Source organism: Alteromonas sp. G5_S2_22_S1, from assembly GCF_054968525.1.
Genome location: NZ_JBQKUJ010000011.1, coordinates 1 through 19,661 on the forward strand (window position 1 = coordinate 1; position 19,661 = coordinate 19,661).

Below are 19,661 nucleotides of genomic sequence, written 5' to 3' on the forward strand. Positions count from 1 at the left end.
ATTAAAATGAGTGCTATATCTGAAATAGGCAAAATTATTGTGACCAAAAACGTGCTTAATCAACGTAACCGAATAGGGTGGTCTGTTAGTGCCTGTTAAATAACTGTGTCGTAGACCAAATACTATGTAATTGAGGCAAACGTCCTAGTTAAGCAAAGAGTTGCAGGAGACATGAGTGACGGAAAAAATAAAGGAGTCTGGGCGCCAAGAGCAAGACGTTGCCCTTAGTCATACTGAAGAAAAAGATGTACGAGATAATCAGAGCTTAAATTCTGTTTCTTTGTACGCCATTGTCCACAGGGAAGGGTTAGAAGAACTTCAGCGTCCTATGATGTCATTGTGGTGGTCTGGTGTGGCGGCAGGCATTGGCATCTCGATTTCAATTCTTGCTGAAGGAATTTTGCATCACCTCTTTGCAAATTCTCCCAATCAGTTTGTTATCGAAAACCTGGGCTATACGGTTGGTTTCGTGCTGGTGATTGTTGGTCGACTTCAATTGTTCACCGAAAATACGCTTTCGGTCATTCTACCCTTGTTGAGTAAACCTTCGTTCAATATGGGCTTTTGCATTGCGCGCCTGTGGTTCATCGTTTTCACCGCCAATATGTTCGGCACCTTTTTGGCTGCGTTTTTCAGCTTTTCGCTGCAATCTGTTCCACCAGAGCTGGTTGAAGGGATGACCGCTATTTCTGAACATTATGCCAAGCTATCACCATCAGACGCTTTCTCATACGGCATTACGTCCGGGTTTATCATTGCCGCTATTGTATGGATGAAGCCATCGGTTAAGCATTCTCAAATATTGATGATAGTTATTTTTACTTATTTAATTGCTATAGGAAATTTTACGCACGTGATAGCCGGCTCAACAGAACTTTTCTTGTTAGCACTGCAAAATAAAATAAGCGTTCTTGAAACACTTTCAATCATTGGTGCAACATTATTAGGAAATATTGTGGGCGGAACGGGGCTGTTCGCGCTGCTGGCTTATGGCCAAGTGGTAAGGGAAATCGAGAAATAGAGAAGTCAAAAGGTGACCCTTGGTGTGCAAACAGTGGTTAATTGAAATTAGCTGCGTTATAACATGCCGTTTAAACCACTAAGGGGTTACGGTGCTTCGCTTTCTAACAGCAATAATTCTTGTCGGAAGTGCATTTTCATGTGCTTTTGCTGAATCAATCATTAAACCTATCATTTCTGAAGCGTCTGTTTCGTTACCTAGAAGCAAAATGGTGACAATAGAAGATACGGAAACTGCACGTAAATATACGTTATTTGTACAGTTGCCAAAAAGCTATAACACATCTCCTTCCAAGGATTACCCCGTAATATACACAACAGATGCGCCTTACAGTTTTCCTATTATCGTAGGCTCTATGCGAATGCCAGTAAACGTAGGCCAAATGGAAGAAGCGGTCATAGTGGGGTTGTCTTATTCCCTAGAATCAAAAGGCGTAGAGAGTAGAGTAAGGGACTACACTCCTGCCATAGCCGATAGTTGGAAACTGGAAACCGGTCTTGCTGCTGAGTATCTGTCATTTATTAGACGAGATGTATTAACATTTATTGAGTCTACATATCGAGTAGACGCCAATCGACGGACTTTTATTGGGCATTCATTAGGCGGGCTATTTGGCGGCTACGTGCTCATGCAATCTCCTGAAACCTTTTCTAACTATGTGCTTGTTAGCCCTTCAGTGTGGTTTAATGACGATTACTTACTAACCTTAGAAATGGCTGAAACTCAATCGCCCAAGCGTGTTTACATCGGTGTGGGAAGCTTAGAAACGCCTGAGTTTGGCGAGGGTCAAGATATCGTTGCGGGGAGCAAAGCATTAGCAAGTAAAATCAGCGCTAAGGCAGATCAAAACATAACACTACAATTGCAAGTTATCGGCGGCGCGTCGCATGCGACCGTATTTCCCACCGTTGCTATCCATGGAATAGATTGGATATTGGGAACGCCGCGCTAGTCGCGTTTCTTTCACCGAGGGCTCACTTTTTGTTCGATTGTTAGACAGGCTAAGCAGTGTTTATTTCAATAAAGTGCAAAGCTCTGCGATACAAAAATGCCCTTCGCGTAGAAAACGAGAAGGGCATTTTTATATAAGAATGTAATTTAAATCAACGCCTTAATCAGTACGCTAGTTACCGAGTTGTTGAAAGTAGAAACATTACTGCACTTTGAGAGTTAAGACCTCAAAATTTGCTTTTTTCTTCGAAAAACTAAAAAAGCTAAAGCACTCATCATTAAGCTAAAGGTTGCTGGAGCGTTTACAGGAGTGTTTGTTGGTATTGAGGATGTATTTGTGAACGTGGCCGAAAGTATTTCATGAGTACTTGCATAGGAGCCTGTTCCGGATGTGAATCCCAAGAATGCATCGGTTGAACCTAAAATAGAGGCCACATCTAAAATTCGTGAAATGCTACCTCCTTTCGTTGAATCGGTTTCCATGGACCAAGAAACATCGAAAAGCTTGCTAATTCCGTCGAAAGTTATCAGAACATTCCAAACATCGCCTTCATTGAATCGGAATGGTTCATTGACGTTATTAGAGGTATTAACGTTGCCGTTAATACCTATGCCAACGTGGTTGCCGTTATTATTATCCCAACTGGTGTTATTAAAGGTATCAAACTCAACCGCAACTGAATTATTTATACCCTGATATCCTAAACCACCACCAGCACCGCCCACGTTTGCATTTTGTGTCTGTATTACAAAAGCAAGACCGTCTGCTCCTAAGCCGTCAGTATCACCGCCTAAACTGTTATTGTCTATTTTGAAAGAAAAGCTTGTCGCAAATGAAGAGTCGTTGATGAGAGAGATTGCATTTGTGGTAAAAACTGAACCGCCTTGCCACGCAATATTATTCGTTAGCTGCAGGTTGTTATTTACTACCTGCGTGTTGCCGTTTAGCGTAAGCCCCGTAGTGTCGGAGAAATCATTGTACTGAATGACTGTTGCAAAAGACGAGAAGCTTCCTAAAAGCAAAAAGCATGAAAGTACTTTTTTCATTACATATCCTTATGTGGTTAGTGAACATTGTTAATTAAACAATCACAGTGTAAGCATTATCCATGCCTTCAGGTAATCACATTGAAAGTATGAGATTTTTTCTGCGAATACGAACTCATTGTAAAAAAAGTGGACAATTTTTGAGTGATGCGTAGTTTTTCGAGGAGCGTTGGGAGAGATATATTTGAATCTAAAGGCCTCTAATACGAAAACGTTTAGAGGCCTTGATGTTAACTTCTGCGTAGATCGCTGTCGCTATTACTATTTATGGCGCTCACGCAACACATCAAGTGCATCGTTTAGCGACATATCGCTGGCTTGAAGCAATACGGTTAAGTGGTACAACAAGTCAGCGGCTTCGTTTTTAAGCTCTTCTTTGTCGTGAACTGTAGCCGCAAGTGCGGTTTCTACGCCTTCTTCACCCACTTTTTGCGCTATGCGCTTAATGCCTTTATTGTAAAGGCTAGCGGTATAGCTGCTTTTAGGGTCAGCGTCTTTACGGGCAGCCAATACACGCTCTAAATCTGCAAGAAACGTAAAGGCTGGTGTGTTGCCGTCGAACCAACAGCTTTCAACACCAGTGTGGCATGTCGGGCCGTTAGGGTTGGCAAGTACCAACAGTGAATCTTGATCGCAGTCACAAGCAACGCTCACTAAATCTAGCGTGTTACCAGATGTTTCACCCTTGGTCCAAAGACGCTGTTTTGAACGGCTGAAGAATGTCACTTTGCCCGTTTCAAGGGTTTTCGCCAATGCGTCTTGGTCCATGTAACCTTGCATCAATACCTTGCCAGATAGTGCATCTTGCACAATAGCAGGTAGCAGGTTATCCATTTTGTCCCACGCTAATTTATTGCTGTTCTCATTAGTAATGATCACGGGTTTACTCCTTTTGCTTGCGCCGTTAAACCGTGACGCTTACGCATGGCAACGCCATTGCTGGTTAATTCTGCTTTTAGCTCATCAATGTTGATGATGCCTTTGTGAAATACTGAAGCGGCTAGCGCCCCATCTACATCAGCTTGCTGAAACACATCAGTAAAATGGGCGATTTCGCCAGCGCCGCCAGAGGCGATTAGCGGTACTTCACATACGTCACGCACGGCTTTCAGCTGCTTTACGTCATAGCCTTTGCGCACGCCATCTTGATTCATGCAGTTAAGCACAATTTCACCTGCGCCCCGTGACTGCACTTCTTTTATCCAATCGATGGTTTGCCACTGGCTTTTCTGTGTGCGGGCCTCATCACCGGTAAATTTGTACACTTCGTATTGATCAGTCGCTTCGTTGTAGAAGCTATCGATACCAATTACTACGCACTGCTGACCGTACACATCATGAAGCTGATTAATAAGCTCGGGGTTATTAAGGGCAGGGGAGTTAATCGAGATTTTATCTGCGCCCATTTCCAAAATGCGCCCAGCGTCTTCAATGCTCTTAATACCGCCCGCTACGCAAAACGGTATATCAATGACCTGTGCAATACGGCTCACCCAGCTTTTATCTACCACGCGGGCATCAGAGCTTGCAGTGATATCGTAAAATACCAACTCGTCGGCCCCCGCTTTCGCGTATTGCTCGGCAAGAGGCACGATGTCACCAATAATTTCATGGTTTCTAAATTGAACGCCTTTAACGACTTTACCGTCGCGTACATCCAAACAGGGAATTATGCGCTTTGCCAGCATGCGATAGCCTCCTTCACGGTAAACTTACCTTCAAGTAAGGCGCGACCTAAAATTACGCCACCAACGTTAGTGGGCTTAAGTGCTTCGATGTCGTTAATGCTGCCAATACCACCAGAAGCTTGCCAGCTTACATTAGGAAAACGCGCCGCCATCTCTTGGTATAACTCTGTGTTCGCGCCTTGTAGCGTACCGTCGCGGCTAATGTCAGTACATAGCACATGCTTTGCGCCAACTGTAGCGAAGTCTTCAAGCAAGCCTTCAAGGGCTACGCCTGAGTTTTCCTGCCAGCCGTGCGTCGCAATAAGCTTTTCACCGCTTTCGTTAATATTGATATCAAGGGCCAGCACAATGCGCTCAGGGCCATATTTCTCTACCCAAGACTTTACAAGTTCTGGCTGTTTTACCGCTAGCGAGCCAATTACTACGCGGCTCACACCGGTTTCAAGCAGCTGCGCAACTTCTTCTTCACTGCGAATACCGCCGCCGGCTTGAAACTGCATGCGCTTGGTATCCACCATGGATTTAATCAACTCTAGCTGACGTTTGCTGGTGTCTTTAGCGCCAGTAAGGTCAACAATGTGTAGCCAGGTTGCGCCTTGGTCGGCATAGTCGTGAACCACTTCTACAGGGTCCAGTTCGTATTGGGTTTTTTGCTCGTAGTCACCTTGATATAAGCGTACTACGTGTCCGTCAATAAGATCTATCGCTGGAATAATCATTATAGATTCACAAAATTAGTCAGTAGTTGGGCTCCGGCTTCGCCAGAGCGTTCTGGGTGGAATTGCACCCCGTAAAAGTTGTTTTTATTTATCGCCGCAGAAAACGTATTGCCATAGGTGCAGCTAGCTAGCGTGTGCTCGTATTCCGGCACAGCAAAGCTATGAACAAAATAAAAGTAGGTATCTTGTGGGATGCCCTTAAATAAACTTTCTTCTTTATGAGCGACTGTGTTCCAACCCATATGAGGTAAGCGCACGCCTTTTGATTCCATGCGTGCCACATGACCTGGCATAAGGTTCAAACAGTCGATGTTGCCTGCGCCCTGAAACCCACCTTCTGCACTGGTTTCTACCATTAGCTGCATGCCTAAGCATACACCTAGCACGGGCTGAATTAGCGTCTGTAGTGTATCAACCAAGGCTTTTTGCTTAATGCTAGCCATAGCCGCAGCCGCAGTGCCTACGCCAGGTAAGAACACTTTGTCTGCGCTTTTAATGACCTTCACATCATCTGATACATCAACTTCAACGCCTAAACGTTCAAGGGCAAAGCGTACCGATGAGATGTTCGCGCAGCCAGTATTTACAATTACTATTTTTTGTCGCTGGCTGGTGTTTACCACTGACATTACAGGGCTCCTTTACTGCTTGGTAGCGCATCACCTTGGCGAGTAATCGCCTGACGAAGCGCGCGCCCAAATACTTTAAACAAGCTTTCTACTTGGTGGTGAGCGTTCCCTTCGCTAGTGGAAAGGTGAAGCGATAGCCCCATACTTTGCGCCAGTGAATAGAAAAAGTGTGGCACCATTTCAGTAGCCATTTCACCCACTTGATCACGACTGAATTCAGCGTCGAATTTAAGGTGAGGGCGGTTTGAAATATCCATGATACATTCAGCACGGCACTCATCCATCGGCAGGGCAAAACCAAAGCGGCCAATACCGCGCTTGTCGCCTAGTGCTTTTTTAAGCGCTTCACCTAATGCTAGGGCGGTGTCTTCCACACTGTGGTGGTCGTCAATGTGTAGATCGCCGTTTGTGGTTAGGTTAAGTTCAAACCCGCCGTGGGTAGCAATCTGATCTAGCATGTGATCAAAAAAGCCCATGCCAGTTTGAATGGTCGACTTGGCTTGCGAGTCTAAATCAACACGCACTTTAATGTCGGTCTCAGAGGTCGTGCGCACGACCTCTGCAATGCGTGACGATGCTAACAGGCTTTTCTGAATATCATTCCAGTTTAAACTTTCGCGATTGTATTGAAAGCTGCGAATACCCATGTTTTCAGCAAGCTGAACGTCGGTAATTCTGTCGCCAATTACAAATGAACGGGTAAAGTCGACTTTACCTTTCTGCAAGTACTCTTGCACCAAGCCCAGCTTTGGCTTGCGACACGTACAGTTGTCTTCATCAAAGTGTGGGCAAATAAGCACGTCGTCAAAGGTTACACCTTGGCTCTCAAAGATAGCCATCATGGCATTGTGTGGCTTATCGAAGTCTTCCTGCGGAAAGCTGTCTGTGCCTAAGCCGTCTTGGTTACTCACCATTACCAGCCTGAAGCCGCTGGCTTTAAGCTTTAGCAACACGGGAATAACGTTAGGCTCAAAAACCAGTTTTTCTAAGCTGTCTAACTGCTTATCAATTGGCGGCTCTTCAACAAGTGTTCCGTCGCGGTCGATAAATAAAATGGCTTGCTGACTCATGCCGCGTCCTCATTATTTTTAAATTCGTTAATTAACTGCATTAAGCGTTGATTCTGCTCTTCAGTACCAATGCTAACCCGTAAACAGTTGTGTAAATTAAGCTGTTTAGACTGATCGCGAATAAGCATGCCCTGACTTACTAAATACTGCATTAAAGCCGGTGCTTTTTCATAGCGGAATAAAACAAAATTCGCCTTTCTATCTCCTACCAGCTCTATACCGTCTAGCGCTTGAAGCGCTTCGGCTAGCGTTTCTTTTTCGCGGTTAAGCGTAGCGACCTGAAGTTCTAATAACGTCAGTGATTCAGCCGATAGCGCTTTCGCTGCTATTTGTGCAACTGGCTCTGGAATCGGGTAGGGTGCAATGACTTTTAGTAGCGCCTGAATTATTGGTGCCTGGGCAAGGGTGAAACCACAGCGAAGGCCGGCTAGCGCAAAGGCCTTTGACAAAGTACGAAGCACCACTAAATTCGGGTAATTGTTAATCTCATTTGCCCATGTATTTTCAGCATCAAATTCAATGTAAGCTTCATCTACTACCACAAGGGCTTTATCAGCAAAATGACTGAGCACGGTTTTGATGTCTTCGCGGGCAACCGGAGTCCCAGTTGGGTTATTCGGCGCGCAAATAAAAATAACGTTTACGTCATCTTCAGCGCAAACCGCGTTCACATTTAGGCTGAAATCATCGTTAAGCGGTACTTTCTTTATACCTACATCGCAGGTTTCTGCGCTAATGGCGTACATGCCGTAGGTAGGGGGGCAAATAAGAATGTTATCTTTGCCGGGCGTGCAGAAAGTACGGATAAGCAATTCAATACCTTCATCAGCGCCTCGTGTCACAATTAACTGAGACTTATCAAGGCCTGCATAATCTGCGTAACCACTCACAACCGCTTCAGGCTGACAAGACGGGTAGCGATTAAAATTGCTACTGTCCACGCTGTATTCGTTCGCATAGGGTGACTCGTTAGCATTAAGCCAGTCTTGACCGCCTGAAAACAAACGACGCGCTGATTCATATGGCTTAAGCGGTACTAGGTTGTCGTTTATTAAATTATCGATAAGCGCCGACATTAGGCGTCTCCTTGCTTAAGTGCCTGCATACGAAGAGCAACAGCCTGTTCGTGGGCGTCTAATCCTTCTGCTGCAGCTAAGGCCATAATAGCCGGGCCTAAATTGCGCATGCCGTCTTCACTTAGCTCTTGAATGGTATAGCGACGCATAAAGTCTAAGAGCCCAAGGCTAGAGTAATTTTTTGCGTACCCGTAAGTGGGCAGCACGTGGTTAGTACCTGACGCGTAATCACCGGCAGATTCCGGCGACCATGGGCCTAAGAAAATAGAGCCTGCGTATTTAATTTTCGGCAAATAGTCACGGGCATTTTCAATTTGTACAATCAAGTGTTCAGCCGCGTATGCATTGCTAGCTTCAATGGCTTGCTCGATACTATCAGCCAAAATATAGCGGGCATTTTCCATAGCAGGGCGAGCAATTTCAGCACGAGATAGCGTGGCTAATTGACGCTCAACCGCGGCTTTTGCTTCTTCAATCAGCGTCGCACTGTTCGAAACTAAAATAGCCTGGGAATCTGGGCCGTGTTCGGCTTGAGAAAGCAGGTCTGCTGCCACGAATTCAGGGTTTGCGAATTCATCTGCAAGTACCAACACCTCTGATGGGCCTGCTGGCATATCAATGGCCGCGCCATCAGCCCGCTGGCTTACCTGTTGCTTGGCTTCGGTCACAAAGCTGTTGCCGGGGCCAAAAATTTTATCTACCTGCGGGATAGTATCAGTGCCTAGTGCCATAGCGGCTACTGCCTGCGCACCACCGCATAAGTATATCTTGTCGATACCGCACTTTCTTGCTGCATAAGCAATTTCAGGAGCAATTAGCTGCGCTTTATTTGGGGGCGTACACAGCAGTTTGTTTTCGCAACCCGCAACCAATGCAGGTACGCCTAACATTAGTACCGTTGATGGAAGCGGTGCGCTGCCTCCTGGAATATAAAGGCCTACCGCATCAAGCGCGGTAAAGCGTAGCTCGCACTTCACACCCGGCGTTGTGGTAAGCGCTATATCACTGGGCTTTTGCGCTTCGTGAAAGGTCTTAATGTTATCAAACGCGGTATCGATAGCACTTGCAACCTCTGGCGTGACTTTCGCTGCCAGAATATCGATGCTCTCTTGTGAAAGTACAAGGTTAGTTAAGTCAGGGCAGTCGAACCTACGGGTGTAGTCGAGTACTGCTGTATCGCCTTCTGCCTCTACGCGGGCGATGATCTCGCCCACCGTTTGCTTTAACTGTTGGCTATTGGCCATAGCCGGGCGTGCTAACGCCTGTTTTTTCTCATCTACTGAAAGAGATGACCAAGTAATCATAATTGCCTGCCTTTTAGCCCATCATTTTTTCGATTGGCATTACAAGAATAGAGCTACAACCTAGGGCTTTAAGCTTTTCCATGGTTTCCCAGAATAAGGTTTCTGTAGAAACAACGTGGATAGCAACTTGCTCTTCATTACCAGCAAGAGGAAGCACCGTCGGGTTTTCAGCACCCGGAAGAAGGCTCTTCACTTGCTCTAAGTAAGCTTTAGGGGCGTGAAGCATAATGTACTTGCTTTCTTTTGCTAAAAGTACACCGTCAACACGCGGCATAAGGCGGTTGACCAGCGTTTCTTTTTCATCGCTTAGCTCGCCATCCGCACGCTTTATTAACACTGCTTTACTGCGGAAAATAACGTCTTTTTCTACAAGGCCATTCGCTTCAAGGGTAGCGCCTGTAGATACAAGATCACAGATAGCGTCAGCCACGCCAGCGCGGGGGGCGACTTCTACAGAACCTTGCAGCATCACAGCTTTCGCATTAATGCCCTGTTCTTTAAAGTAGCGCTCAAGCAGGTATGGGTAGGTAGTTGCTACTTTTTTACCTTCTAGCGACTGGATGCCGTCGTAGTCCATCTCGTTAGGTACGGCGATTGATAAGCGACAGCCGCCGTAGTCTAGGCGGCGCAATACTTCATACTCAAAAGGCTTGCCTGCCGCTTTACGCTCTAGCATTTTTTCTTCAAGCTCATTTTCGCCAATGAAACCTAAGTCTACCACGCCGTCCATAACAAGGCCGGGAATGTCATCATCACGTACGCGCAGTAAGTCGATAGGCTGGTTCGTCGAATGCGCAATCAGCAGGCGATCACGAATGTTCAGTTTGATGCCGATAGCTTTTAATAGCGCGATGCTGTCATCGCTTAAGCGGCCTGATTTCTGTACGGCAATTCGAAGTCTGTTGCTGTTACTCATTGAAACGTTCCTTACACGTTGTGTTTTAACTTTCTGGTTGCGCCTAAAACGAAAAACCCCCGGAAGTTTCCTTCCGAGGGTCGAGAATTTTGCTATCTGCGCCACTGGAAGGATACATAGACCTTCCAGCACGAACCTGAAAGGTTATGCTTTGTGGTGATGGTGGTGTTTCGCCGCGCAGTTAATCATTTTGAAAAATTTAAATCCTAATTTCGAACGGCTGAAACATTAGCGGTTTGGACATGGATTTGCAAGGCAAAAATGAACTCTTTTGGTACATTAACTCTAAATTAATATATATATAATAAAACTATTCGTTATGAACTAGTTTTGATCTGTAAAGACCGGCACAAAAAGGCCGATAAAATTAATAGAGCAAACTACTATCTTTAGGAGGGTGCATGAGTAATGACTTACTGTTTCCTATTTTACCTCGCAATACGAAAGTACCGGTGGAAGTCGATGAGCGCGTGAAAAAAGTGCAAAAGACAAAAAAAACAGAGCATGTGTCTGAAGACGACCATGATCAGTTGCCAGATATAAAGCGAACTGAGATTGTAGAAAGCACGAATAACAACACGAAAGAAAAAAACAAAGACCAAGACAACGATAAGGGGTTTCTTAAACACATCGATGTAGATGTTTAGTTTGCTCCTTCCTTACCACGGGCCTTAAGGGTGCGGGCGGACTTTTTATCGCTGCCTATTTATATACAGCATTATGTTGGATGCTCAAGGCGAGTTAGGCATTAGCGCAAGCTACGGGTCAAGATAAGATTGAAAATATCACCGTCACTGCTTCGGGCTTCGAGCAACTCTTGTCTCAAGCACCTGCGTCGGTGAGTGTGATTGATAGAAAACAACTAGCGCAGCACGCGTACAAAGATATTACCGACGCGCTTCGCGATGTACCGGGCGTTACGGTGACAGGCGGTGGCTACCGACAAGACATAAGTGTTCGCGGTCTACCCGCTCAGTACACCACTATTTTGGTAGACGGCAAAAAGCAGACCGGGCGAGAGTCACAGCCAAATGGTAGTGGGGGATATGAACAAGACTGGTTACCGCCTCTTGATAGTATTGAGCGAATTGAAATTGTGCGTGGCCCTATGTCTACCCTTTATGGTTCAGATGCCATGGGCGGCGTAATTAATATTATTACGCGTAAAAACTACAGGAAATGGAGTGGTAATTTACGCGCTGAAACCAAAATTCAAGAAAACTCCGATAGTGGCGCCGATAGCCAAATTCAACTTGCGTTTTCGGGCCCGTTAATTGAAAACCTATTGAGCATTACTGCCAGTGGTTTGTACCAAAAGCGTGAAGAAGATGATATTGAGCGCGGTTATGCAGAAAAAGAATTGCGCAATATGCGAACCGCGTTTCACTTAACCCCAAACACCACAGACACCCTGACTTTTGAATATATTCTTCAAGACCAGACGCGTACCTCAACACCGGGTAAATCGCTACCAGAGCGCAACTCGTTGTCAGAAACAGAGAGCGAGCGTCATTCCTATGCGTTGACCCACGAAGGTAAGTATAAAGACTTGACCTCTCGAAGTTATGTGCAGCAAGAATCGGTTGAGAATGTAGGGCGGAATATCACTATCGATAACCTTGTTGCGAACACCCAATGGTCTTTAATACTCAATGAAAGCCATATGGTTACCCTTGGCGCTGAGTTTTTAGAAGAGTCGCTCGATGACTTCGATACAAACAGTGGCGATGCAACAAATATTGAAAACAGCCAGTGGTCGGTGTACGGCGAAGATGAATGGCGACTTACGGATAAACTTGCGTTTACTCTCGGGCTTCGACTTGATGATAACGAGCAATTTAGCTCTCAGGTAAGTCCCCGTGCTTATGCGGTTTACAATATTAACGATAATTGGGTGTTAAAAGGCGGAGTATCAACGGGCTATCGCACGCCTGAGTTGCGTGAAATGGCTGAAGGATGGGTACAAGAAAGCCGGGGCGGGAACATTTACGGCAACCCAGCTTTATCACCGGAAACCACGGTGAACAAAGAAATTGCACTCTACTTCTCAGGTGACGATGGTTTTGAATATAGTATCACCGCGTTTCACAACGACTTTGACGATAAGATTGCGATAGCTACATGCGAATTGGACGTTTGCTTAGATGACACCGACCGCTACAACATTAACATAGATGAGGCTGAGTCTTACGGTGCAGAGCTTGCTGCCAGATACAATATAGGAAACTGGTCGTTTAACGGCGCCTACAGTTACACTCGCTCAGAGCAAAAAACGGGGGCTAACGAGGGCCTGCCGTTAGTTCAGCAACCTAAACATTTATTTACCCTTAATACCACTTACCGACTTTCTGAAACGGGAGAAATTTGGTCGCGTTGGACAGTGAGGGGCGAAGAAACTGCCCTTACGTCTGTATCATCACGCTCTATACTTTCTCCGGGTGTAGGTGTATTCGATATTGGCTATAACACGAAACTCACAAGGAATATAAAGTTACTTGCGCTGACCAGGCCCATTGCGAAAATCATAAGCGCAAATGTTGCGGGCGCGTTCACTGCAGCCTAATTTAGCGTCTTATCAACCCAAAACTTGGTACCCTTTACCGTAGCCTGAAGCGTTAGGCCGCTTTCAGTCATGGTATAAACCGTTACGTTTCCTAAATACCCTTCACCTTCAGCAGAGGCCCCTTTATTCCCCGCTTTTGCGGCAACGTCTGCATTACCGCCTACGGTCCAGCCATTTTCAATGAAATACTTCATTGCTTTTTGCGTATGGAACACCATGACAACACGGTAGTCTTTTGCGCCTAAACCAAGTCCAACACCACCTTCAGCCATGTTCATATAGGTTTTTTCGCCAGTTACATTGTTATTTACTACGCCGTACCCCGTGCCTGCCGCCACGAAAAAGACGTTAATATTAGCATTGGTAAACACGGCGTAACCCGCCGCATCTCTTATTTGAGAGCGAGTATCAGGTTTTTCAGTGTAAAGGCGAGCTAAGGCATTCTCCTGCATATCGAGAATAGCTTGTTGCTTTTCAGCAACAGTACCATCTCCCATTGACGCGCATGCGGTTAGCGCTAATACCGCGGCTAAAAATACTGATTTAATAGCTAACTTACTTATTTTCATGCAATTCTCCTAAGCATGCCGGTGTTTCCTATTCTATGATGAAAGACCGCTTTCACCGTTTAAAATTCAATAAAACCCCGATGTTTTTTTAAATTACATGCTTATTACGCAAAAAGTATGCTAAGTCGTGTATTTAAATTATTACCCGCGGACAACGAAATAAAGTTACCACTCAATTTCAAGCTCTAATGCTCCCGGATGATCGGTCTGTCCAACCATCTCTTCATAGGGCGTGCTTTGACGTAGCCACACGTGTTCAAAGGACTTCGTATGAAAATGCTCTCTAATTTCGTTGAGGCAGTGAAAGGTTTTGGGTTGAGATTTTTTATCTCGGACTAATGTTCGCGTAGCGCCCATTCCCGTTGAAGCAAGATAATTACCACCTTCTAATGACTCGATGTATAAATTCATGGGGTTGCCCTCTTAGTGTCGCTGCTAACGTTGCGAGCGCTCTATAATTAACTAGTCGAAATCCGGTGTATTGATCATTAATTTTGTGTCATACATGGGCGCGTAAATTAATAAATTACACATAAGGTGAGAATAAATGAGCCGGTGTTTACCACCACTTGTTTGTACATATCAACACGCCCGCTTGTTTTAAACGTTCGTGCACCTGCTGCTTGTCACTTGAATTTAAAAATGCGCCCACTTCAAACTGCTGAAGATGACTTTGTAGCACTAAGCGCGGCAAACGCTTCTTGCTAAGGTCTTCAAAAAAATATAGCGAGGTATCGTAACGAGAAAAGCACAACTGCACTCCGTTTGAGCAGTACACGGTGATACTTTGTTGGGATATTAATAGAGTTTGCCATTGGTAGGTGGCTTTCGACACCATGTACATGATGAAAGCCAGAAGACCGACCTCTGCACCTGCAAAGGGCAGTATGACCCAAGCACCAACAATTGCCCATGCAATAGCGATAGTGCTGATAAAGAGTGCAAATACAGCTATAAGGTATTTGGTTTGTTGCCATGTTGCTGAGCGATTCGGCGAAAGATGCAGTTGCACCTGTTGCTCAAATGTAGATACTTCAACCATGTTTTTCGAAATGTTGTGTAGGTTAAGCGAGTAAGCAAAAGCTTATACGCAGATTTTTAACAATAGTTCGAACTTTGTACACATGCTAGACGTTGTCGAGTGTTAAGCATTCAAAAATTGTCAATGTGTGATGATGATTCGTAGGAAAAGTGTGATCTCTTTTAAAAAACAAAATGCAGTAAAGTTTATAGTGGCTTTACTTTTGTGCGTATGGTTAGGCTTATTACTGTCTCAGCCCACGCCGTTCCAGCTTATAAAAGAATTTGGACTTTTTAGCGGGTTAGGTGTGATAGGGGCCATATTTGCCAACGCCACAGGAGCGGGCGGCGGCGTGGTGTTTGTCCCCTTTTTTAATTATTTGTCCTTTTCGCCCCAAAGCGTGGTTGCCACCAGTTTTGCTATTCAATGCTGCGGCATGACAGCAGGCGCATTGACGTGGGCCCACTATTACAAAAAGCAACATAGCCATGACAACTATTGGAAGGCATTACCAAGCGCACTTATGCTTACTATCCCCACTTCTATATGTGGAGTAGGGTTTGCGCAATATTCCTCCCAAAGTAACCTGCTACTTGAGCACTTATGGGGAGGCGCAAATAACCTTCACATTGCGTTTGGCAGCTTTTCTATCGTGTTAGCCTTGGCTATCTTTGCCTCGATTCCGTTAATGAAACGCACGCACTTTGAAAAAGAGCTGCAAAATAAAGACCTGCTAGGGTTGCCCTTTATTGGTTTTTTAGGTGGCGTTATTACCGCGTGGCTCTCTGTTGGCGTGGGTGAGTTAGTTGCGGTATACCTCATTATTCGGGGCTTTAACATAACTATGTCCATTGCTATCGCGGTCGTCTTGTCAGCGTTTACGGTATGGAGTGCGCTGCCTTACCACGCGTTCATTGGCGAGTCCATTGTGTGGCAGGTGGTGTTATTTGCCGGCGCGGGCGCCATTGTTGGCGGCATGATTGCTAAATATGTGGTGTTAGCATTTTCTGTACAGCGCCTAAAACTTTTTTTCGGCATATGGGTACTAATGTTAGGTATTACCAGTTTACCTATCTTCTAAGCGAGCGTTGCCTTTATCTGAAGATGACTTCTCGGTAGGCAAGGCGTTAAAAAGAGCTAATTAATTTAAAGAAGGAAAGATAGTATGGACATCAATCCTCAACCCCAGCAGCGCTACAAAGTCATGCAGCCTGAGTGGTCATCCCACGCCGTGATTTATCAAGTGAACACGCGGCAGTTTTCAAAAGAAGGAAACTTCGAGGGGGTGAGGAAAGGGTTAGCGCATATTAAGTCTCTCGGTGCAGATATTGTTTGGTTAATGCCCATTCATCCAATCGGTGAGCAAAATCGAAAAGGTGAGCTTGGCAGCCCGTATGCGGTGAAAGATTACCTAGGTATTAACCCTGAATTTGGCAGTGAACAGGATTTTCGCGCGTTAGTGGATGAAGCGCACCGCTTATCGCTTAAAGTGATTATTGATTGGGTGCCAAATCACAGTGCGTGGGACAACCCATTAGCGTCAGAGCATCCCGAGTGGTATGCCAAAGATTATAAGGGCGACTTTCGCCCGTCACCCTGGTGGGACTGGAGTGATATCATCGAGTTCGACTTTGAACAAATCGGTTTGCGCAAATACATGATCAACGCCTTGTGTTATTGGGTAGAAAAGTTCGATATCGATGGCTTTCGATGTGATGTAGCGGGTTATGTGCCTAATGACTTTTGGCAACAGGCCGTATCTACTTTAAATGCAATTAGACCGGTGTTTATGCTTGCAGAATGGGAAAACCGCGACCTTCACGAGCATGCCTTCAATATGACCTACGCATGGAGCTGGAATGAAACCTTGCATGAACTTGCCCATGGCCGATGCTCTCTAGACAGGTTGCGCAAGTACTACTCTTGGAACGAGCGCAGCTGGCCTCAGTCAGCCTACAGAATGACTTTCGTAAGTAATCACGACAAGAATGCGTGGGACGGTACACAGCACGAACAGTTTGGTGAAGCATTAGATGCCTGTATCGCGCTTTCAGTCATAGGAGAGGGCATGCCCCTAATCCACAATGGTCAAGAAGCGGGAGAAAACAAGCGGCTCGCCTTTTTTGAGCGCGACCCCATCGAATGGCAAGACCATGAAACTGGCGACTTGTACCGCGAATTAATCGCGCTCAAAAAATCTAAAAGTGTATTAGGAAACGGAGAATTTGGTGCAAGAATGACCCAAGTTCCTAACTCCAAAATGGATAAGGTGTTCAGCTTCGTGCGCCATAACGAGCATGAAAAAGTGTTCGTTATTATTAATTTTTCACAAGAGGCGGTCAATGTCACCTTCGAAGAGCCATTGTTTGAAGGCGAATATTGTTATTGGAAAGGCAGCGCTACGTGCAAGTTTTCGTCGCAAACAACACTTGAATTAGGGCCTTGGCAGTTTGACATTTGGGTCGCCTAAGCAAGTCGACTTCACCACAGGGCGAACGGAAGTTTGATCGAGAAGCGCCAAACAGAACTACAAAAAACAAAGCAATACAATCTTGCTTCATTTAACAAGTTCTATTTAAGGAGAAACCATGGCAGCTAACACAACGGATGAACATGAAACAGACCGCTCATTAGGTAATTTTGCCGCGCTAAAAACCTCAATAGCCAATGGCGATGTGGCTGAAGTAAAGGCAAGGCTTAACGGCAAGTCTTTGGACAAACTAGAGAAGGGCTATTTAATTGATCTCGCACGATTAAGCGGAAATAGCGAAATTGTCGATGTCATCGAAGCAACCCCTGAGTCTTAGCGCGGAACCTACGCGCTACGCTTCCTCGCTTTCCTTTATACAATCACGCGCATTTTCCTTGGGCTTCTTTCTTTTTTTGTATCAGAAAGAAGCTAAAGCCTTCGGCCGATAGGTAAAGAAATGTTAACGTCAGATACTAAAAGGTGGCAAATTCAGCAAATATTTCCGATACTTAAGCCTTTAATTTATGCAGAGATAAAATGGAAAATCGGCTTCCGCTTTATAAAAAATTACTGGTTATGTATCGTATTGAGCCGGGTTGTCTTGGCCCACAAGGTGCCGACTATGTAGAAGAGTTTTGTGTCTTTGCTAAGCAAAAACTCAAAGCCCATCATGGCCACTGTTTACGCTGGACTATTAAACCCCGGTACGATAAGTCATTACCCGAGCTTGAATACCAGATGAAAAACGCGATGGTGTCACAAGAAAATGCTGAAAAATACCTTGCACGGTTTGATATTGATAAAGAGACCTTTGAAGAGTCGTTAGAAGAAGCACTGGCGGATTTAGTTGATGAGTTTTTTGAGCGCTAACCATTTTGCTCGATAAGACGCATAAAACCTGGTTCGCGTAGCATTGCCCTACCATATAGATAGGGCACAGTAATAAACCAATACATGAATACAGCGCTAGCGATGAAACCCATTGTTAATGTGTTTCAGTAAGCCGCTTAACCTCGTTTTCCACAGGCTTTTCCAACTTGGAAACGGCATAGGCTACACCAAAGCCCAAGCAGCTCCCGACTAAAACATCTGACAAATGGTGCGCGTCTCGTTTAGTCCTCGACTTTCCTATTACCGCGGTGGCAGCTAAGCCTGCGGCTGACGCCAATAGCAATGGGCCTGACGAGCGAGGTATACTGCCTGCTACCGCCGCTACGGCAGAGGCATGGCCTGAGGGCATCGCGTTAAATTTATCTTTTAGCGCTGGGCCTTTGAATTCCGTCCCTGAATCAGCGCGTGGGCGCTTTCGGCCAATTAACCTTTTAAGGCCTGCGTTTAACAGCCCTGCGGCTGAAGCTGACAGGGTGGATTTCAACAAAAAACGCTGAAGTTTCGGCGTATTCGTTAGTTTTGATAGCGTATAAGCCGCGCCTGTTGCGGCTGCTACTGACGGTGGCGTTGTCACTTTGCTCAATGTACTTGAAGCAATGAGACTATCTTGGCTTGAGGGGGACGAGACGCTTCGTGTGTTTAGCTTTCTCAACGTCTTATAAGCAAGCCAACTCTTCATTCCTGTGGACGCTAACATATGTATTCCTTAAACGTTTTGTATCGAAGTCGTTATAAACTTCTGTAGGTCGAATCGGTGAATATTGAAATGACAAGTAATAGTTTATGGATGCGGAATAAGCCGCAGTTGCGGCCTATTCCAACAACTCATTGCTCTTTTTAACTACTCATCTGAACTATCCTTCGTCTCAGTTTGGTATTGAGAGTATTCAGTACGGGTGATGAGCTCATCGTCATTCGCATCAATCTTGTCGAAGTTGCGCGTTACACCACTACGAGATGCTTCTGCTTTCGTCAGTTCACCGTCACTGTTTGCATCCATCATTTCGAATTGATTTACGGCAATTACTGTTTTGTCGGCAGCCACTGCATTGTCAGCGGCAACGTCAACGTTTTTCTCCATCAGTTCGCCATTCGCTTTTAATTCACTCTTAGCGCGAAGCTCATGCGTGAGTCTCTTGTCTTTCGTGGCAGCAACCACTTCATCTACATCTGTGTCAACGTTAACATCGGTTTCCATCGTACCTTGGCTTCTCATACTCGCTTTCATTGACTGTGCAGAAGCAACAACTTCATCGTCGAAATGCTGAGGATGCTTCTTAACATGGGTGTTGAATTCTTTTACAGAAAGCTGCATGTCTGAGTTAGCGTCTATTTTTGCGAAATGATCAGATATTTCATCGTCGTCAGCCTCTTCGCGAGAGATGTACCCATTATCGTCATTATCTAAATCTGCAAATGTTGTGTCTATTTTATCAAGTTCTTCACCCGCAAAAGCGCCAGCAGAAAGGGCTGTACTTATCAATGTAGCAATCGTTAACTTTTTCATATCTTACTCCTTGTTTGTGGCCTCCATACTGCGTTAAAACGGAGGAAAGCGTTCATAATAGGCTATTCACGGCGCGTACCATGTGCACTAATTCAATGTATAACAATTGCTTAGCGGTTTTTTGTGGTGGAGTGTGAAGAAACAACTTTGTGAGTTCTATAGCATGTTGTGAAAAAGTTACCCGGTAGTTGTTAACAAAAAATCAAACGCTAACGCTTA

At 45.2% G+C, this 19,661-nt stretch carries 22 protein-coding genes and 1 other annotated feature; of the genes, 8 read left to right on the forward strand and 14 right to left on the reverse strand.

The genetic code is table 11. The annotated features are described in order from the left end of the window. The first annotated feature begins 175 nt into the window (after nt 1–175). The gene (locus ACTRWF_RS12480) at nt 176–1,021 is read left to right on the forward strand and encodes a formate/nitrite transporter family protein (protein WP_015067589.1); all 846 of its coding nucleotides are present in this window, start codon (nt 176–178) and stop codon (nt 1,019–1,021) included. A gap of 91 nt (nt 1,022–1,112) precedes the next feature. Beyond that, nucleotides 1,113–1,973, forward strand: coding sequence for an alpha/beta hydrolase (locus tag ACTRWF_RS12485; RefSeq protein ID WP_020743898.1), 861 nt, complete (start codon nt 1,113–1,115; stop codon nt 1,971–1,973). A gap of 218 nt (nt 1,974–2,191) precedes the next feature. Here the strand turns inward: ACTRWF_RS12485 and ACTRWF_RS12490 are convergent, their stop codons facing one another. From ACTRWF_RS12490 to hisG, 9 genes are all read right to left on the reverse strand, one after another. Continuing rightward, the gene (locus ACTRWF_RS12490) at nt 2,192–3,019 is read right to left on the reverse strand and encodes a lectin-like domain-containing protein (protein WP_014950035.1); all 828 of its coding nucleotides are present in this window, start codon (nt 3,017–3,019) and stop codon (nt 2,192–2,194) included. A 261-nt stretch (nt 3,020–3,280) separates the two neighbouring features. Further along, a complete protein-coding gene (gene hisIE, locus ACTRWF_RS12495; protein WP_015067587.1) occupies nt 3,281–3,898 on the reverse strand; it encodes a bifunctional phosphoribosyl-AMP cyclohydrolase/phosphoribosyl-ATP diphosphatase HisIE in 618 nt (205 codons plus the stop codon). After that, nucleotides 3,895–4,707, reverse strand: a complete 813-nt coding sequence (hisF, locus tag ACTRWF_RS12500; RefSeq protein WP_015067586.1) for an imidazole glycerol phosphate synthase subunit HisF — start codon at nt 4,705–4,707, stop codon at nt 3,895–3,897. Before hisF ends, hisIE begins: the two co-directional genes overlap by 4 nt. Beyond that, on the reverse strand, nt 4,689–5,426 hold the full coding sequence (gene hisA / locus ACTRWF_RS12505; RefSeq protein WP_012518918.1) for a 1-(5-phosphoribosyl)-5-[(5-phosphoribosylamino)methylideneamino]imidazole-4-carboxamide isomerase: 738 nt from the start codon (nt 5,424–5,426) through the stop codon (nt 4,689–4,691). Before hisA ends, hisF begins: the two co-directional genes overlap by 19 nt. Beyond that, nucleotides 5,426–6,055 carry an imidazole glycerol phosphate synthase subunit HisH gene (gene hisH / locus ACTRWF_RS12510; RefSeq protein ID WP_020743896.1) on the reverse strand — a complete coding sequence of 210 codons (630 nt, stop codon included), beginning with the start codon at nt 6,053–6,055 and terminating at the stop codon, nt 5,426–5,428. The genes hisA and hisH overlap by 1 nt, the downstream gene beginning before the upstream one ends. After that, entirely contained in the window at nt 6,055–7,125 is a 1,071-nt protein-coding gene (gene hisB, locus ACTRWF_RS12515) for a bifunctional histidinol-phosphatase/imidazoleglycerol-phosphate dehydratase HisB (RefSeq protein ID WP_015067584.1), read from the reverse strand. Before hisB ends, hisH begins: the two co-directional genes overlap by 1 nt. Next, nucleotides 7,122–8,201, reverse strand: a complete 1,080-nt coding sequence (gene hisC / locus ACTRWF_RS12520; RefSeq protein ID WP_020743895.1) for a histidinol-phosphate transaminase — start codon at nt 8,199–8,201, stop codon at nt 7,122–7,124. Before hisC ends, hisB begins: the two co-directional genes overlap by 4 nt. After that, entirely contained in the window at nt 8,201–9,505 is a 1,305-nt protein-coding gene (gene hisD, locus ACTRWF_RS12525; RefSeq protein WP_020743894.1) for a histidinol dehydrogenase, read from the reverse strand. The genes hisC and hisD overlap by 1 nt, the downstream gene beginning before the upstream one ends. A gap of 13 nt (nt 9,506–9,518) precedes the next feature. After that, on the reverse strand, nt 9,519–10,421 hold the full coding sequence (hisG, locus tag ACTRWF_RS12530; RefSeq protein ID WP_012518913.1) for an ATP phosphoribosyltransferase: 903 nt from the start codon (nt 10,419–10,421) through the stop codon (nt 9,519–9,521). A 51-nt stretch (nt 10,422–10,472) separates the two neighbouring features. Beyond that, nucleotides 10,473–10,590 (reverse strand) — a sequence feature (His leader region). Nucleotides 10,591–10,822: 232 nt separating this feature from the next. Between hisG and ACTRWF_RS12535 the strand changes: the two genes are divergently transcribed. After that, complete coding sequence (locus ACTRWF_RS12535) at nt 10,823–11,068, forward strand: hypothetical protein (RefSeq protein ID WP_012518912.1); 246 nt, start codon at nt 10,823–10,825, stop codon at nt 11,066–11,068. Nucleotides 11,069–11,238: 170 nt separating this feature from the next. Continuing rightward, entirely contained in the window at nt 11,239–12,984 is a 1,746-nt protein-coding gene (locus ACTRWF_RS12540) for a TonB-dependent receptor domain-containing protein (protein WP_462835643.1), read from the forward strand. On the opposite strand, the gene ACTRWF_RS12545 is transcribed toward ACTRWF_RS12540, so the two are convergent. From ACTRWF_RS12545 to ACTRWF_RS12555, 3 genes are all read right to left on the reverse strand, one after another. Further along, the gene (locus ACTRWF_RS12545) at nt 12,981–13,553 is read right to left on the reverse strand and encodes a lipid-binding SYLF domain-containing protein (RefSeq protein WP_012518910.1); all 573 of its coding nucleotides are present in this window, start codon (nt 13,551–13,553) and stop codon (nt 12,981–12,983) included. The genes ACTRWF_RS12540 and ACTRWF_RS12545 overlap by 4 nt on opposite strands. A 165-nt stretch (nt 13,554–13,718) precedes the next feature. After that, on the reverse strand, nt 13,719–13,964 hold the full coding sequence (locus ACTRWF_RS12550) for a DUF6482 family protein (RefSeq protein WP_157316303.1): 246 nt from the start codon (nt 13,962–13,964) through the stop codon (nt 13,719–13,721). 148 nt (nt 13,965–14,112) lie between these two features. Beyond that, on the reverse strand, nt 14,113–14,595 hold the full coding sequence (locus tag ACTRWF_RS12555) for a DUF2244 domain-containing protein (protein ID WP_462835644.1): 483 nt from the start codon (nt 14,593–14,595) through the stop codon (nt 14,113–14,115). A 151-nt stretch (nt 14,596–14,746) separates the two neighbouring features. On the opposite strand from ACTRWF_RS12555, the gene ACTRWF_RS12560 reads away from it, so the two are divergent. From ACTRWF_RS12560 to ACTRWF_RS12575, 4 genes are all read left to right on the forward strand, one after another. Beyond that, complete coding sequence (locus tag ACTRWF_RS12560) at nt 14,747–15,655, forward strand: TSUP family transporter (RefSeq protein WP_462835645.1); 909 nt, start codon at nt 14,747–14,749, stop codon at nt 15,653–15,655. Nucleotides 15,656–15,739: 84 nt separating this feature from the next. Beyond that, nucleotides 15,740–17,044: an alpha-amylase family glycosyl hydrolase gene (locus tag ACTRWF_RS12565; RefSeq protein ID WP_278383559.1), complete on the forward strand. Its 1,305-nt coding sequence runs from the start codon at nt 15,740–15,742 to the stop codon at nt 17,042–17,044. 118 nt (nt 17,045–17,162) lie between these two features. Continuing rightward, a complete protein-coding gene (locus tag ACTRWF_RS12570; RefSeq protein WP_012518905.1) occupies nt 17,163–17,381 on the forward strand; it encodes a hypothetical protein in 219 nt (72 codons plus the stop codon). 200 nt (nt 17,382–17,581) lie between these two features. Beyond that, nucleotides 17,582–17,914: a hypothetical protein gene (locus tag ACTRWF_RS12575; RefSeq protein WP_462835646.1), complete on the forward strand. Its 333-nt coding sequence runs from the start codon at nt 17,582–17,584 to the stop codon at nt 17,912–17,914. A 115-nt stretch (nt 17,915–18,029) separates the two neighbouring features. Here ACTRWF_RS12575 and ACTRWF_RS12580 read toward each other — a convergent pair whose 3' ends face one another. Both ACTRWF_RS12580 and ACTRWF_RS12585 read right to left on the reverse strand, forming a co-directional pair. Then, nucleotides 18,030–18,632 (reverse strand): phosphatase PAP2 family protein, encoded by a 603-nt coding sequence (locus tag ACTRWF_RS12580; RefSeq protein WP_012518903.1) that lies wholly within the window; start codon nt 18,630–18,632, stop codon nt 18,030–18,032. Nucleotides 18,633–18,776: 144 nt separating this feature from the next. Then, nucleotides 18,777–19,442, reverse strand: a complete 666-nt coding sequence (locus tag ACTRWF_RS12585; RefSeq protein WP_462835647.1) for an EF-hand domain-containing protein — start codon at nt 19,440–19,442, stop codon at nt 18,777–18,779. Nucleotides 19,443–19,661: the final 219 nt, after the last annotated feature.

What these genes read in the sequence shown, in the direction of transcription:
- ACTRWF_RS12570 (WP_012518905.1), top strand. Translation starts at nt 17,163, where the DNA reads ATGGCAGCTAACACAACGGATGAACATGAAACAGACCGCTCATTAGGT.
- hisB (WP_015067584.1), bottom strand. Translation starts at nt 7,125, where the DNA reads ATGAGTCAGCAAGCCATTTTATTTATCGACCGCGACGGAACACTTGTT.
- hisH (WP_020743896.1), bottom strand. Translation starts at nt 6,055, where the DNA reads ATGTCAGTGGTAAACACCAGCCAGCGACAAAAAATAGTAATTGTAAAT.
- ACTRWF_RS12580 (WP_012518903.1), bottom strand. Translation starts at nt 18,632, where the DNA reads ATGTTAGCGTCCACAGGAATGAAGAGTTGGCTTGCTTATAAGACGTTG.
- ACTRWF_RS12490 (WP_014950035.1), bottom strand. Translation starts at nt 3,019, where the DNA reads ATGAAAAAAGTACTTTCATGCTTTTTGCTTTTAGGAAGCTTCTCGTCT.
- ACTRWF_RS12585 (WP_462835647.1), bottom strand. Translation starts at nt 19,442, where the DNA reads ATGAAAAAGTTAACGATTGCTACATTGATAAGTACAGCCCTTTCTGCT.
- ACTRWF_RS12550 (WP_157316303.1), bottom strand. Translation starts at nt 13,964, where the DNA reads ATGAATTTATACATCGAGTCATTAGAAGGTGGTAATTATCTTGCTTCA.
- hisG (WP_012518913.1), bottom strand. Translation starts at nt 10,421, where the DNA reads ATGAGTAACAGCAACAGACTTCGAATTGCCGTACAGAAATCAGGCCGC.
- ACTRWF_RS12555 (WP_462835644.1), bottom strand. Translation starts at nt 14,595, where the DNA reads ATGGTTGAAGTATCTACATTTGAGCAACAGGTGCAACTGCATCTTTCG.
- hisA (WP_012518918.1), bottom strand. Translation starts at nt 5,426, where the DNA reads ATGATTATTCCAGCGATAGATCTTATTGACGGACACGTAGTACGCTTA.
- ACTRWF_RS12545 (WP_012518910.1), bottom strand. Translation starts at nt 13,553, where the DNA reads ATGAAAATAAGTAAGTTAGCTATTAAATCAGTATTTTTAGCCGCGGTA.
- ACTRWF_RS12535 (WP_012518912.1), top strand. Translation starts at nt 10,823, where the DNA reads ATGAGTAATGACTTACTGTTTCCTATTTTACCTCGCAATACGAAAGTA.
- hisF (WP_015067586.1), bottom strand. Translation starts at nt 4,707, where the DNA reads ATGCTGGCAAAGCGCATAATTCCCTGTTTGGATGTACGCGACGGTAAA.
- hisC (WP_020743895.1), bottom strand. Translation starts at nt 8,201, where the DNA reads ATGTCGGCGCTTATCGATAATTTAATAAACGACAACCTAGTACCGCTT.
- ACTRWF_RS12575 (WP_462835646.1), top strand. Translation starts at nt 17,582, where the DNA reads ATGGAAAATCGGCTTCCGCTTTATAAAAAATTACTGGTTATGTATCGT.
- hisD (WP_020743894.1), bottom strand. Translation starts at nt 9,505, where the DNA reads ATGATTACTTGGTCATCTCTTTCAGTAGATGAGAAAAAACAGGCGTTA.
- ACTRWF_RS12565 (WP_278383559.1), top strand. Translation starts at nt 15,740, where the DNA reads ATGGACATCAATCCTCAACCCCAGCAGCGCTACAAAGTCATGCAGCCT.